This window comes from Marinomonas spartinae, from assembly GCF_016461715.1.
GTDB classification, from domain to species: domain Bacteria; phylum Pseudomonadota; class Gammaproteobacteria; order Pseudomonadales; family Marinomonadaceae; genus Marinomonas; species Marinomonas spartinae_A.
Map to the genome: position 1 here is coordinate 99,515 of NZ_JAEMUI010000013.1, position 13,676 is coordinate 113,190.

General features: G+C 42.8%; 13 protein-coding genes and 5 tRNA genes. 8 read left to right on the forward strand and 10 right to left on the reverse strand.

The window, feature by feature from the left end:
- The first annotated feature begins 256 nt into the window (after positions 1 to 256).
- A complete protein-coding gene (locus tag JHD45_RS13130) occupies positions 257 to 1,282 on the forward strand; it encodes a porin (RefSeq protein ID WP_199476969.1) in 1,026 nt (341 codons plus the stop codon).
- Between the two features lie 223 nt (positions 1,283 to 1,505).
- Here the strand turns inward: JHD45_RS13130 and JHD45_RS13135 are convergent, their stop codons facing one another.
- Complete coding sequence (locus JHD45_RS13135; RefSeq protein ID WP_199476970.1) at positions 1,506 to 1,937, reverse strand: hypothetical protein; 432 nt, start codon at positions 1,935 to 1,937, stop codon at positions 1,506 to 1,508.
- A gap of 235 nt (positions 1,938 to 2,172) precedes the next feature.
- Between JHD45_RS13135 and JHD45_RS13140 the strand changes: the two genes are divergently transcribed.
- On the forward strand, positions 2,173 to 2,811 hold the full coding sequence (locus JHD45_RS13140) for a cupin domain-containing protein (RefSeq protein ID WP_199476971.1): 639 nt from the start codon (positions 2,173 to 2,175) through the stop codon (positions 2,809 to 2,811).
- 42 nt (positions 2,812 to 2,853) lie between these two features.
- Complete coding sequence (locus JHD45_RS13145) at positions 2,854 to 3,567, forward strand: fumarylacetoacetate hydrolase family protein (protein ID WP_199476972.1); 714 nt, start codon at positions 2,854 to 2,856, stop codon at positions 3,565 to 3,567.
- A 105-nt stretch (positions 3,568 to 3,672) separates the two neighbouring features.
- Here the strand turns inward: JHD45_RS13145 and JHD45_RS13150 are convergent, their stop codons facing one another.
- A complete protein-coding gene (locus JHD45_RS13150; protein WP_199476973.1) occupies positions 3,673 to 4,125 on the reverse strand; it encodes a DTW domain-containing protein in 453 nt (150 codons plus the stop codon).
- 300 nt (positions 4,126 to 4,425) lie between these two features.
- Here JHD45_RS13150 and JHD45_RS13155 point away from each other — a divergent pair, with 300 nt between their 5' ends.
- Together JHD45_RS13155 and JHD45_RS13160 are read left to right on the forward strand one after the other, a co-directional pair.
- The gene (locus JHD45_RS13155; protein WP_067017047.1) at positions 4,426 to 4,638 is read left to right on the forward strand and encodes a cold-shock protein; all 213 of its coding nucleotides are present in this window, start codon (positions 4,426 to 4,428) and stop codon (positions 4,636 to 4,638) included.
- A gap of 175 nt (positions 4,639 to 4,813) precedes the next feature.
- Positions 4,814 to 5,485 (forward strand): glutathione S-transferase, encoded by a 672-nt coding sequence (locus JHD45_RS13160; protein ID WP_199476974.1) that lies wholly within the window; start codon positions 4,814 to 4,816, stop codon positions 5,483 to 5,485.
- A 74-nt stretch (positions 5,486 to 5,559) separates the two neighbouring features.
- Here JHD45_RS13160 and JHD45_RS13165 read toward each other — a convergent pair whose 3' ends face one another.
- Positions 5,560 to 6,408 carry an outer membrane protein assembly factor BamD gene (locus JHD45_RS13165; RefSeq protein ID WP_199476975.1) on the reverse strand — a complete coding sequence of 283 codons (849 nt, stop codon included), beginning with the start codon at positions 6,406 to 6,408 and terminating at the stop codon, positions 5,560 to 5,562.
- Positions 6,409 to 6,567: 159 nt separating this feature from the next.
- Here JHD45_RS13165 and rluD point away from each other — a divergent pair, with 159 nt between their 5' ends.
- The 3 genes from rluD to clpB all read left to right on the forward strand — a co-directional run bounded on the left by rluD (position 6,568) and on the right by clpB (position 11,133).
- Positions 6,568 to 7,551, forward strand: coding sequence for a 23S rRNA pseudouridine(1911/1915/1917) synthase RluD (gene rluD, locus JHD45_RS13170; protein WP_199476976.1), 984 nt, complete (start codon positions 6,568 to 6,570; stop codon positions 7,549 to 7,551).
- A 103-nt stretch (positions 7,552 to 7,654) separates the two neighbouring features.
- Positions 7,655 to 8,419 carry a peptidoglycan editing factor PgeF gene (pgeF, locus tag JHD45_RS13175; protein WP_325097295.1) on the forward strand — a complete coding sequence of 255 codons (765 nt, stop codon included), beginning with the start codon at positions 7,655 to 7,657 and terminating at the stop codon, positions 8,417 to 8,419.
- A gap of 119 nt (positions 8,420 to 8,538) precedes the next feature.
- Positions 8,539 to 11,133: an ATP-dependent chaperone ClpB gene (gene clpB / locus JHD45_RS13180; protein WP_199476978.1), complete on the forward strand. Its 2,595-nt coding sequence runs from the start codon at positions 8,539 to 8,541 to the stop codon at positions 11,131 to 11,133.
- A gap of 78 nt (positions 11,134 to 11,211) precedes the next feature.
- On the opposite strand, the gene JHD45_RS13185 is transcribed toward clpB, so the two are convergent.
- The 7 genes from JHD45_RS13185 to ychF all read right to left on the reverse strand — a co-directional run bounded on the left by JHD45_RS13185 (position 11,212) and on the right by ychF (position 13,663).
- The gene (locus JHD45_RS13185) at positions 11,212 to 11,886 is read right to left on the reverse strand and encodes a TIGR04219 family outer membrane beta-barrel protein (RefSeq protein WP_199476979.1); all 675 of its coding nucleotides are present in this window, start codon (positions 11,884 to 11,886) and stop codon (positions 11,212 to 11,214) included.
- Between the two features lie 150 nt (positions 11,887 to 12,036).
- Positions 12,037 to 12,111 (reverse strand) — tRNA-Gln (locus tag JHD45_RS13190).
- Positions 12,112 to 12,122: 11 nt separating this feature from the next.
- A tRNA-Met gene (locus JHD45_RS13195) sits at positions 12,123 to 12,199 on the reverse strand.
- Positions 12,200 to 12,209: 10 nt separating this feature from the next.
- Positions 12,210 to 12,284 (reverse strand) — tRNA-Gln (locus JHD45_RS13200).
- A 13-nt stretch (positions 12,285 to 12,297) separates the two neighbouring features.
- A tRNA-Met gene (locus tag JHD45_RS13205) sits at positions 12,298 to 12,374 on the reverse strand.
- Between the two features lie 10 nt (positions 12,375 to 12,384).
- Positions 12,385 to 12,459 (reverse strand) — tRNA-Gln (locus tag JHD45_RS13210).
- 112 nt (positions 12,460 to 12,571) lie between these two features.
- Positions 12,572 to 13,663, reverse strand: a complete 1,092-nt coding sequence (gene ychF / locus JHD45_RS13215; RefSeq protein ID WP_199476980.1) for a redox-regulated ATPase YchF — start codon at positions 13,661 to 13,663, stop codon at positions 12,572 to 12,574.
- Between the last annotated feature and the right edge of the window lie 13 nt (positions 13,664 to 13,676).

Sequence of the window (13,676 nt, forward strand, 5' to 3'; positions counted from 1 at the left end):
TTATTTTTTCTTTATTGGTAAAAACTATGATATTCAAATGCTTGATTTGTATTGCTTTTATCAAATACACGAAAATTGTGACTTTTTTGTGAATAAAAAATGTAAACAAAAAAATTAAAATAAGGATAAATTGTGTAAATCGGTAAATCATTGTTGCCTATTTTCTAGGAATGTTTAGATTGTTTGACTGTTGCTTGCACATATCAAGCGCTCATAATAATGAACGCAATAACATCATCTATAAGGGAAAATGAGAATGAAAAAATCACTTGTCGCTCTTGCAGTTTCTAGCGCTGCTTTTGCTTCTATCTCTGCTCACGCTGCAGAAGACACGACTGTAGGCTTCTTTGGTAACATCCAATACACATATGTTACGACAGATCCTAAATATGCTGATCCTACAAAGCCTACTTCTGGCAACTCAACTAATGGTTTCAAAGATAATGGTTCGTCTTTTGGCTTTAAAGGCGAGTCTAAAGTTAGCGATGCGACCACTGCTTATTTCTATGTGAAATACAAAATACCAGCGACTCGTAACATGGATACAGACAACGGTCTTGATATCACCATGGATAAAGCTTTTGTTGGTGCGAAGGGTGATTTTGGTAACGTGAAAGTGGGTTCTTACGACAGTATCTATAATGACGCTATCCAAGATCCAATTGACCAATTAGAATGGATTGGTATGACGAACAACAAAACGTCTGCCAAAGGTAAGACAGTTGCTTACTTCTCGCCAACTATTTCTGGTTTCCAAGTTCAGGTATCTGCTGGTCTAGGTGAAGATGATGGTACTGGCGTAAAATCTATCAAATCTAACAGCAATACTACCTACACTGGTGTTGTTAAATACTCTAACGACCTTGTAACAGTTGCTGTGGGTTATGATAGCCTAACAAACCAAAATAAAGCTATCCTAGGCGCTACTAAAGCTCTTGGCGATACTATGGGTATAACAGCAACAGTTATGCCGATTGAGAATCTATCTGTGTCAGCTAAGTATGAAAAAACGACTGACGCAGATTCATCTGATGCTGGTCAAAAAGCTTTTGGTTTAGCAACTCGCTATGGCTACGGCATGGGTGATATGTACGCTTCTTACGAGAATGTTGACATGGGTAAAAACAATAAAAATAACATATATGGCCATGATACTTACAATGAATACGCATTTGGTGTGACTTATAGTATCAACTCTTCTATGTATGTTTACACTGAACTAGGTCGTGTTGGTGCTAACGAGGCTAAAACCACTGCGATGGGTGTGACTTACAACTTCTAATTAGCAAAGTTGTCTAGCCTAGAGAGCTTTCTTTAGGCTTTGATCTTGTTTACTCTAAGGCTTCTTTAGGGAGCCTTATGTTAAACAAGGTGTGTAACAGAATTATTCTTATAGATGAATAATGAGTAGTATTATGCGTTGGGCCTTCTAAGGTCTAGCGCTTTTTTTTGGTTGGAGTTGTTTCTCTCTCATTAAGTGTTGTTTTTCTGATGTTATGCCTGATTTAAGAGAAATAACCAACCTTATCTCCCCAATAGGATCTTGCACAGTCTGATGCTTGGTATTCATTTCTAACACTGTCTAGTGTGCTTTTCGCGATTCTTTCTCCGTTTAGATTAATAAAGTGCTGTCTTGTGCAATTCGTTGTGTTAGATCTATTATCCAGCCAATTAAGCAGGGCTTCTCGAAAGTTATAGCAAAGTCTGTCTCTTAATTCATTGTAAAAGCTGGTGTCATCTGGTAGAGCTTTTCTATCGGTCTTCTCTGTGATTCTCGCCATTAAATACTGTAATTCGCTTTCCGAGGGGAGAGCTTCTTCTAGCTTTGTGGGGTAATGGCTTTGTTCTGTTTCGAATAATGCTTTCACGCAACGTTTTGCGTTTTTTTTATCACCACAGTCTGCATTATAAACTATGTTGTTTTTAGCTTGATTCATCTTATTTAACTCTTTTTGCACTGGATTATTTTGTACAGCAAAGCTTGTGCCACTTTGTGTATTATCTTTAGTTTGCTAACTTATTGTCTTATCTTGGGTATTCTTTATCCAGGAGGGAGGCTTTATTGATAAGTAATGAAAATGGCATAGTATGGGCATAGACTTGCCGCTTTTTTCTTGATTGTTATTTGAACAAGACGGTAAACTGAACGTTTACTGACACTTGGTGATGCTGATGCTTAACATGGATTTTTCTAGATTAGTCTATGTCGATACAAACGCGACTGAGTGGTCAAATAGTCCTCTACCTGGGGTGGATAGAAAGCCTTTGGCGAGAGAAGAGGCAGAAAGAGGCCATGCGACGAGTCTTGTTCGCTATTCTGCAGGCTCTATTTTTCGTCCCCATCCTCACCCTTTAGGTGAGGAGATATTGGTTTTGGATGGCGTCTTTTCTGATGACTCAGGGGATTATCATAAAGGAAGTTATTTTCGTAATCCCCCGGGTTCGAGTCATGCACCCTACAGCAAGCAAGGTTGCTTACTGTTAGTCAAGCTCCATCAATTCGCCCCATTTGATCTCAATAGTGTGTCGATTGATGCCTCTGCAATTTGGGGAGTGGGGGAGCCTACTTATGTGCCACTGTATGAATATGGTACGGAGCGTGTTTATCTCGTTCGAGAAGATCATCTTTCAACCCACTTGAAATCGCTTGTTCCTGCTGCATCTGCTGAACTGTTTGTTTTAGAGGGGCAGGCCGAATATGATGGCTTGTCTTTGAGGCCTGGTGTGTGGCTAAGGTTAGCTGATTTTGATTTGAGCAAATGGATTGTTCAAACATCCTGTTTTTTTTGGCTTAAAACAGGGCATTTTTAATGGCTGCTTTGCAGAAAATTATTCTTTGAGTAAGAGTATCAAATGAACTATATAATAGAAAAATCACCGAGAGTGTCTTTAGCGATTAAAGGGCGTGATCAGCATTTTCCAGTTGCCCGTATTTATTGTGTTGGACGAAATTATGCGGAACATTCTAGAGAGATGGGAGATGATCCAGATCGTGATCCGCCATTTTTCTTTTGTAAAGATGCCTCCTGTGTGGTCCCGGTTTTCTTTGATGAGGTAAATACCATTACCTATCCCTCGATGACCTCTCAATTTGAATATGAGGTGGAGCTGGTGGTGGCTTTGGGAAAAGGGGGGGCAAATCTGACGATGGAGCAAGCAAACGATGCTGTTTTGGGGTATGCGATAGGGTTGGATATGACGAGGCGAGACTTGCAATCTCAAGCAAAAAAGAAAGGTCGACCTTGGGAGATTGGTAAATCCTTTTCTCAATCTGCGCCCATTAGTCCCATTTTTCTCAAGCAAGACCTACCTGATGATGCCGTTTCTCGAAGTCAGATTGTTCTAAAAGTAAATGGGGAAGTAAAGCAATCAAGCTATATCGCGAATCTTACCTGGTCTATTGAAGAGGTTGTGTGTAAGTTGTCAGAAGCATTTGAATTGCGTCCGGGAGACTTAATTATGACTGGCACTCCTGAAAATGTAGGGCCGGTTGTTACTGGGGATGTGATGGAAGCAAGTATAGAAGGGTTAGGTAAGATTTCTGTACAGGTGGTGAGTCCTTCTTGATTGCAAGGGTATTGGATAAGTCTCTATAAAAAGCCTTTCCTGGTTGTATGGGTTTAATTGTCTAAAATATTGTTTTAGGTGACATTTACTCGATGATTTTAATGGTTATCTATTAAAATCATCGAAATGCTTTTTTAGACTAAGTGCTTTAATATGTCCTTTTTGTTCTAGTAGATGAATGACCGTTTCAGCAGTGCATAGCCCTGTTCGCTTTTGGTTGCGTCTTTTGGTGTATTCGGAGACTTTTCCCCGTATTTCATAATGGGGAAATAATTTCAGGTAAGGAGATTGATTATACATCTTCCGTGCCTGCTGCCAGGTTCCATCTAATATAATAATATTTTCAATGTCTTGCATGATAGTCGCCTGTTGGCTGCTATCTTCTTGTGGATAAAGCAGTATGGTACGGCTTATATCAAGCTGTAAGATATCTTTATTTGGTAAAACGCGTGACCATTCAATGATATTACATTCATCCGTTAATATTTCTTTCACTAGTTTGCCTGTCCCTGTTTTCTTTTTCTTCTCTTCGCTATGGGTTAATAGCCAAATTTTCACTGTAGGTGGTCCTTTTTGAGTCTTGATAGTATCGGTAATTTGTCCGTCAAGTCAGTTATATTATAAAATTATAAAACATATTATTCTCATTTTTTTGAATTTAATGTTTACGTTTTTTAACAAACTATTCAAGCATATATCTTCCATTTTGTCTTGAACCCCTTATTATCAAACGACTGATATGTGATATATGCCATTGTTTAATGGGTTCAGTAGCTAAAAATTGTTAAAACCGTTTTAGGTTTTGATTATAAAAGTAAATTGCTTTTTAGAGCAGCAGAAGTGAGATATGGGGTTGTTATGTCAGGTCAATTAGTTTCCGGTATTGTTAAATGGTTTAACGATGAAAAAGGCTTTGGTTTCATCGAGCGTGAGGGTGGTCCAGACGTTTTCGTTCATTTCCGTGCTATTAACGGCACTGGCCGTCGTACATTGCTGGAAGGTCAAAAAGTGTCTTTTGAAGTAACACAAGGTCAAAAAGGCCCTCAGGCAGAAAACGTTTCTGTTATCTAAGTCTGAATCCTGTTCCTGAAAAAACCATGCTATAACCGCGTGGTTTTTTTATGTCCGTGTTTTGTGTATTGTCATGCTTGTGGAAGTACTTTTCTCTTCATTATTGAAATAATAAGTGTCTGCTCTGTTCATTCTCGTTGCTTTTTGTTTTGCTTGTTTTCATGAGGTATTTGGCTTGACTGCTGTTTTATATTCCTTTCGACGTTGTCCCTATGCTATTCGCGCTCGTTATGTGTTGGCGTTAGTCGGTGTGAAGGTGGTGTTACGAGAGGTTGTTCTCAAATCAAAACCTGAGGCTTTACTTCGCTTAGGCGGTCGCTCTAGTGTACCGCAATTAATTGATCGCAATGGTCAGCGTTATCCTGAAAGTTTGGATATCATTTTTTGGGCATTAAAGCATTGCTCAAATGATAAGCTAAAGGAGACACTTTGGCGCCGTCAGACGGTGGGGCAGAACAAGATTATGGCATGGATTCATTATAATGATCGTTTTTTTAAACATTGGTTGGATCGATATAAATACGCCGATCGATACCCAGAGCAGACGGAGATGTATTATCGACAACAAGGTGAGCGATTCTTGCAGCGCTTAGAAAGGCGTCTAGTTCAATCTCGGTATTTATTGGCAGATGATATGTCATTGGCCGATATTTGCCTGTTTCCTTTTGTGCGCCAATTTGCTGCTGTGAATCAACAGTGGTTTGAGTCATCGCGTTACTCTAATGTAAGGTCTTGGCTTTCCAGCTTTGTTGGGGGTGTCTTATTTCAGAATGTCATGACGAAATGGCCTGCTTGGAAAGAAGGTCAAGAGACCGTTTATTTCCCACCAGAGAAAATAGGGAGCTAGAGTGACGGCTTGTTAAGGATAAAAAGGTAGGATAAAAAAAGAGCGCATGGCTCTTTTTTTATCGCTTGTTGATCTTAGTTTTTGCTGATTAAGCCAAAACTGATCCAATACCAGAATCCTGGGTCGGCATCGCTTGGTAATGGTATTGGAATGAAGTGACCATTTTTGTCAACATAGGAGGAATGAGGGTAGCTCTTTTTCAGAACCTCTAGGTTGGTGTTGGCTAAGAGAGGTAAATGTAGATCATTGTAAGATTGAATTGTGATGGCTAGTGCATCTTCTACAGACATTGAGCTCGGATAATGGTCAATAACCACTTGTCCACGACGCAGAGCCGATAAAGGGGCTTGGCGTTTAAGATAATAGCGAGCAACATCGATTTCATGGCGTGCAATGGTGTTGCGTAAAAAGATCATGCGAGCTTTTGCATCAGGAGCGTATTTGCTTTTCGGGTAGCGAGCAAGAAAATCGGCAAACTCTTGAAAAGCTTTTTGTAAATCACTGATATCGCGCTTACTTGGATCGCTATCTAGATAGCGTTCTAACAGAGTTTGAGAGCCGGTGAAGGTTGATAAAGCACGCATGTAGTAGGCATAGTCAAGGGTTTCATAGTCTGGATGATCTTTAATGAAACGCTCGGCAGTGGCATGAGCAGATACATAATCCCCTGCGTTATATTGCGCATAAATAAGATCAAGCTCTGCCCGAGTGCTGTATTCACCAAAGGGGTAGCGGTTATCGAGATCTTGTAAGTATTTTATGGCTGTGGATGGTAAATCGTCGGCCAGTGCTTTTTGAGCTTTTTCATAATAAACATGCTCTGGAAGGTCTGGTGTTTGAACCTGAGTGCTAGAACAGGCGGCGATCAGCAAAGAAAAACTTGCGATTCCTGCGAATCGAAGCAACGAGTGATGAAATCCCATGTATAATCAAAACCTTGATATTGTGGTAAATTAGCCTCAATCGGCATGTTGTTGCGTTTTATAGCGAAAACAGTAATAGGCAAGATGCTAACGTTTTTTTCACTTTCAGTCACTATGATTAAACCATAAGGCTGAAAACAACCGATAAAAGTACATTGTATGGCAGAGCGCATAGTAAGAGAAGCCCAGGTCCCGTTTGAGTTGGGAGGGAATCGATTTGATCAGATAGCAGCGGAGCTGTTTAGTGACTATTCTCGATCTAGAATCAAAATCTGGATTAATGATGGGATGCTATTGGTGGATGGCAAAGTCACCAAACCAAAAGAAAAGTTGTTTGGTGGTGAGCGAATGGTTTTGGATGTGGAGCTGGAAGATCAGGCTGAACATGAAGCACAAGCGATGCCATTAGATATCGTTTATGAAGATGATGACATTATTGTTATTAATAAACCAGCAGGGTTGGTTGTGCATCCAGCCGTTGGTAATCGCGACGGGACTTTGATGAATGCTATTTTGCATCATGCTCCTGAAACGGCTCATGTTCCTCGTGCAGGTATTGTTCATCGTCTGGATAAAGAAACAACAGGTTTGATGGTGGTTGCGAAAACGTTGGCAGCGCAAACAGATCTGGTGGCACAACTGCAAGAACGCAGTATGGGGCGGGAATACGAAGCCATTACCATTGGTGAAATGACTGGCGGTGGTGTTGTCGATGAGCCCATTGGGCGCCATCCACATAATCGACAAAAGCAAGCGGTTGAACCGGTTAACGGTAAAGACGCGGTGACTCATTATCGGCTGGTGCAGCGTTTTAAAAACCACACACACATTCGTTTGAAGTTGGAAACGGGCAGAACCCACCAAATTCGTGTGCACATGGCATTCATACAATATCCATTAGTGGGGGATCCACAATATGGTGGTCGTTTGAAAATGCCTAAAGCTTGCTCGCCTGAGTTGCAAGAGGCGTTGCGTGGTTTCCGTCGACAAGCGTTGCACGCTAAAAGACTAGAATTGTCCCACCCGGTAACAGGGGAGTGGATGGTTTGGGAAGTTGATCTTCCCGATGATATGCAGCACTTGCTGGATGCGCTGAAAAAAGACATGGTCGAGTCGGGTAGTGAAGACTCGGATTATTTTTAAGAAGACAAAATGGACAAAGCAGCTTCGGCTGCTTTTTTCTTGTCTTGAAAGGATGCTTTAATAAGAGTAAAGCGGCTGAAGGTCAATGGGTTGGAGGTATTGTGTGAGTAATGTAGACCGTGCGTTACGGGTATCAAGTGAATTGTTTCTTTCGCCGACATGGCCTGCCCCGAAACAAATCAAAGCCTTTGTTTCGACACGTATTGGTGGTGTCAGTGAGTCGCCTTTTGATGCGCTAAATTTAGGGGCACATGTGGGAGATAATATTGAGCATGTCAATGAGAATCGTCGCTTATTTGCTCTGGCAACGAGTATGCCTGATTCGGTGCAATGGCTAAATCAAGTCCATGGCGTGACAGTGGCACATCTACCGTTTGATAGTGATATTGAAAGTGCGGATGCTGCATTTACTCAGCAAAAGAACCAAGTATGTGCCATATTAACGGCAGATTGTTTGCCCGTTTTCTTTTGTGATGAGACGGGGCAGAATGTGGCGGTGGCTCATGCAGGTTGGCGGAGTTTGTGCGCTGGCGTGTTAGAAGAGACTCTGGCGTGTTTTGATGCTCCTGAAAAAGTCATGGTGTGGTTAGGGCCTGGGATAGGAGCTAATGCTTTTGAAGTGGGAGGAGAGGTTCGGGAGGCTTTTGTCGCTGTGCAATCGCAAGCTGAGCTGGCGTTTAAGGCCAAAGAAAACGGCAAATGGCTGGGGGATTTGTATCTGATTGCTAAACAGCGTCTTGCGGCTAAAGGTGTTGTGCAAATCTACGGAGGGGATCATTGTACCTTTAGTGAGTCTTCACTTTTTTATTCTTTTCGGCGTGATGGTCAAACAGGACGCATGGCATCCGTTATTTGGTTTGAAACTTAAGACGGTGGATTTTATTGATGGGTGTCAAAAAAATGACACTCTCTCATTGAAAAGCGAATAAGCGTACCTATTAAGGTTGTAACTATCGTATTTTTTCTATTTACAATGAGGACGTTCCTATGCGAATTGACCGTTTAACAAGCAAGCTACAACTGGCCCTTTCTGATGCGCAGTCCATCGCGCTTGGCCAAGACCACTCCTATATTGAATCTATTCACTTGATGATGGCGTTGTTGGATCAACAGGGCGGCAGTACTCGTCCCATTCTCCAGCAAGCTGGTGTTCAAGTCGCCAAATTTCGTGAAAGCCTAAACGAGTTACTGACTCGTCTACCTATCGTCAGTGATCATGATGGTAACGTACAAATGTCACCGGAATTGGGTCGCCTTCTCAATCTTGCGGATAAAGAAGCGCAAAAGCGTAAAGACCAGTACATTTCGTCGGAATTAGTTTTGATGGCTATGTTTGATGGTAAAGATGATCTTGCTAAAGCATTGAAAGCGACGGGTGTGACCAAAGCGGATATTGCTTCTGTAATTGACCATGTTCGTGGCGGGGATTCTGTGAATGACCCCAATGCAGAGGAGAATCGCCAAGCGCTGGATAAGTATACCGTGGATTTAACGGCCCGTGCGGCGGAAGGTAAATTGGATCCTGTGATTGGGCGGGACGATGAAATTCGTCGTACCATTCAGGTTTTACAGCGTCGCCGTAAAAATAACCCTGTATTAATTGGTGAGCCTGGGGTGGGTAAGACCGCTATTGTCGAGGGGTTGGCCCAGCGAATTATCAATGCTGAGGTGCCAGAAGGCTTAAAAAATAAGCGTGTATTGGCACTTGATATGGGCGCTTTGATTGCTGGTGCCAAATACCGTGGTGAGTTTGAAGAGCGTCTAAAAGCGGTATTGAGTGAACTGTCGAAACAAGAGGGCCAAGTTATCCTCTTTATTGATGAAATTCATACCATGGTGGGTGCGGGTAAATCTGAAGGCTCTATGGATGCGGGCAATATGTTAAAGCCTGCTCTAGCACGCGGTGAACTTCACTGTGTGGGGGCGACCACATTGGATGAATACCGTCAGTATATTGAAAAAGACGCGGCACTGGAGCGTCGTTTCCAAAAGGTTTTAGTGGAAGAGCCAAGTGTATTGGATTCCATTGCTATCTTGCGTGGTTTAAAAGAACGCTACGAAGTGCACCACGGTGTGGACATTACTGATGCTGCGATCATTGCGGCGGCTAAGTTGTCTCAGCGTTACATCACTGATCGTCAGTTACCTGATAAGGCGATTGATTTGATTGATGAAGCGGCAAGTCGTATTCGTATGGAAATGGATTCTAAGCCAGAAAACATGGATCGCTTAGAGCGTCGCTTGATTCAATTGAAGATTGAGCAAGAAGCCTTGAAAAAAGAAAAAGATAAGGCCTCAAAACAGCGTCTAGAAGAGCTTGAGTCTGAAATTGATGTACTGCAAAAACAATATTCAGACTTAGAAGAAATCTGGAATGCTGAGAAAGCGGCGGTTCAAGGAGCGCAGAAACTCAAAGAAGACTTGGAAGCTGTTAAACAAGAGATGGAGGAGGCGCGTCGCAATGGTAACTTGGCGAAAATGTCTGAGTTGCAATATGGCGTGATTCCTATGCTGGAAGCAGAAATCGACAAAGCCAGTAAGGCAGAAGAGCAACAGTCGGAAACTAAATTGCTTAGAAATCGAGTCACCGAAGAAGAGATTGCGACAGTGGTCTCTCGTTGGACAGGTATTCCAGTCGATAAAATGCTGGAGGGGGAGCGTGATAAGTTGCTGCGTATGGAAGATGCATTGCATGAATCGGTTATCGGTCAAGACGAGGCGGTTCATGCTGTGTCTAATGCGGTAAGGCGCTCTCGGTCAGGTTTGGCAGACCCTAACCGCCCCAATGGCTCCTTTCTCTTCCTAGGGCCTACTGGTGTCGGTAAAACCGAGCTTTGTAAGTCATTGGCTAAGTTCTTGTTTGATACGGAACAAGCCATGGTGCGCATTGATATGTCAGAGTTTATGGAGAAGCACTCCGTCGCTCGATTAATTGGTGCGCCTCCAGGTTATGTTGGGTATGAAGAAGGAGGCTATTTAACGGAAGCGGTTCGTCGTCGTCCTTACTCTGTGTTGCTGTTGGATGAAATAGAGAAGGCGCATCCAGATGTCTTTAATATCTTATTGCAAGTGTTGGATGATGGTCGTTTGACAGACGGACAAGGCAGAACGGTTGATTTTAGAAATACCGTTGTTGTTATGACTTCGAATCTAGGGTCGGATGTCATTCAGGAGTATCGTTCAGATGATCAGTATGAAGAGATTAAATCTAAGGTTATGGAAGTGGTGGGAATGCATTTCCGTCCGGAGTTTATTAACCGTATCGATGAAACAGTAGTCTTCCATCAGTTAATGCAATCGCAAATTAAAGGTATTGCCAAAATTCAGTTGCTGCATCTCAACGAGCGATTGGCTGAAATGGGCATGACGCTCACGCTTTCAGAGGCGGCTTCAGACCGTTTGGCGGAAGTGGGTTACGATCCTATTTATGGAGCAAGACCGTTAAAGCGGGCGATTCAACAGTGGATCGAAAACCCGCTAGCCAATGAGTTATTGTCTGGACATTTTGTCACGGGCGATAATATTGTTGCTGATGTTGAGAATGAGAAGATCGTATTTGCAAAAGGTCAGCTCTTGCAATAGAAATTGCTAGACTTGGGTATAAAAAAAGCCCTGTTATCTTTTGGTAACAGGGCTTTTTTTTGCTTTTTTGATGAATCTTTAGAAGTGAACAAAGGCACCAATGAAGGCACCTTTGAAATCCGCTTTCACATCACGATTATCGATGTCGTTCAAATCCATAGAGATAGCACGGTATCCGCCTTCTAGACCAACAAAGAAAGGTGTTTCATATTTCACTTTTAATGTGGTGTCGGTAATGCTTGTGCCGCCATAACCACCTGCTTTTACTTCCCCGCCAAAAGACAGGCTGGTACCTGGGAGTGTCACAAAAGCTGAAGCATAACCTAATGGTTGAGTGTCGGATAAGTCATGTTTACTACCGCTAATAGTGGCAGAACCATCAATTTTTCGTAATGAGACACCAGCATCAAAGTCTAACCAGAATAGACCGTCTAAGAAGCGATAATAAAGAGTGTAGTCCGTATTGGATAAATCCAGCTTAGCAGGGGCTGAGCCCATACTGCCATCTGCTTTTAGAGATACGTGTTGCAAGCGAATGTTTGGGATCAATGGAATGGGATGATCCAAGGCGATACCAAAATAAGCACCTGTCTTGCCGTCAAGATCCATTGGGCTGCTTACATTACCGTGTGTGGCGTATTTAGCATCGCTAACATCTGGTGAGAATGCACCAGCTTCGGCAGTAACGCCAAGAAAGTCAGCGTTGGCGGCGCCAGCAAATAAAAGAGTAGATAGAAGAAGCGCTTTTTTCATAATTGTGCATCCATAGATCATAAAAGACAGTTTGACGTCATTATAGATCTTTAGAATACAAAATCCAGTCGAATGAGGAGCAAATTAGATATGAGGTAAAAATTACAGACGTATTATGTGATTTTTAGGAGAGTTAACAAGAGTTGATATTGGCTGGGGTAGCTGGATTCGAACCAACGCATGACGGGATCAAAACCCGTTGCCTTACCGCTTGGCTATACCCCATCAATTTTTATTGGTGGCTATGACTAGATTCGAACTAGTGACCCCATCATTATGAGTGATGTGCTCTAACCAACTGAGCTACATAGCCTTAAAGAGAGTGGCTGGGGTAGCTGGATTCGAACCAACGCATGACGGGATCAAAACCCGTTGCCTTACCGCTTGGCTATACCCCAATTGCCTAATTGTTGGTGGCTATGACTAGATTCGAACTAGTGACCCCATCATTATGAGTGATGTGCTCTAACCAACTGAGCTACATAGCCGTTCGTCTGTTGGCTGGGGTAGCTGGATTCGAACCAACGCATGACGGGATCAAAACCCGTTGCCTTACCGCTTGGCTATACCCCAACAGACTGACACAGAAACAAATTTTCTAAAAAGATACTCTGTCTCTGTGGCGCGATATTATTCATATAACCCGTTAATGGGTCAAGTCTTTTGTTGAAAACTTTTAAAAAAATCAAACATTAAAGCGGAAGTGCATGACATCACCGTCTTTGACGACGTATTCCTTTCCTTCTAGGCGCCACTTACCCGCTTCCTTAGCGCCGTTCTCACCCTTATATTGAATGAAATCGTTGTAGCCAACCACTTCAGCACGGATAAAACCTTTCTCAAAGTCTGTGTGGATCACACCAGCGGCTTGTGGAGCGGTTGCACCTTGCTTTATAGTCCAAGCTCGTACTTCTTTTACACCTGCTGTAAAGTAGGTCTGAAGGCCTAGAAGCTCATAACCTGCGCGGATCACTCGATCCAGTCCTGGCTCTTCCATTCCCATTTCGTCTAGAAATTCTTGCATCTCTTCGGCATCGAGTTCGGAGATCTCCGCTTCAAGCTGGTTGCAGATAGGGACGACCATGGCGCCTTCTGCTTCAGCAATTTCACGCACTTGATCTAGATAAGGGTTATTCTCAAATCCGTCCTCAGCGACGTTGGCAATGTACATAGTGGGTTTCGTTGTCAAAAGATGAAGCAATTTTACCTCTTTCTTTTGATCATTGGTCAGTTGCATAGAGCGTACAGGTTGACCATTCTCTAAGTGCTCTTTAATACTTTCTAGGAAAGCTTTGTGAGCAATCGCTTCTTTGTTGCCGCTTTTGGCGTTTTTCGCAGTGCGTAAAAGTTGCTTGTCGATGGATTCGATGTCAGCAAAAATTAACTCAAGATTGATGACTTCAATGTCTAGCTTTGGATTCACATGGTTAGAAACATGGATAACGTTCTCGTCTTCAAAGCAACGGACAACATGGGCAATGGCATCGGTTTCACGGATGTTGGCGAGGAATTTATTGCCCAAGCCTTCACCTTTAGAGGCGCCTTCCACTAGACCTGCGATGTCTACGAATTCCATGGTGGTGGCCAGTACGCGTTCTGGCTTTACAATTTCTGCTAAAGCATCTAGTCGTGGGTCTGGCATTGCGACCACACCTGCGTTTGGCTCGATGGTGCAAAATGGAAAGTTTTCTGCGCCAATCCCCGCTTTGGTTAGCGCGTTAAAAAGAGTCGATTTACCAACGTTGGGTAACCCAACGATGCCGCAATTAAAACCCATAGTGAGATTCCTG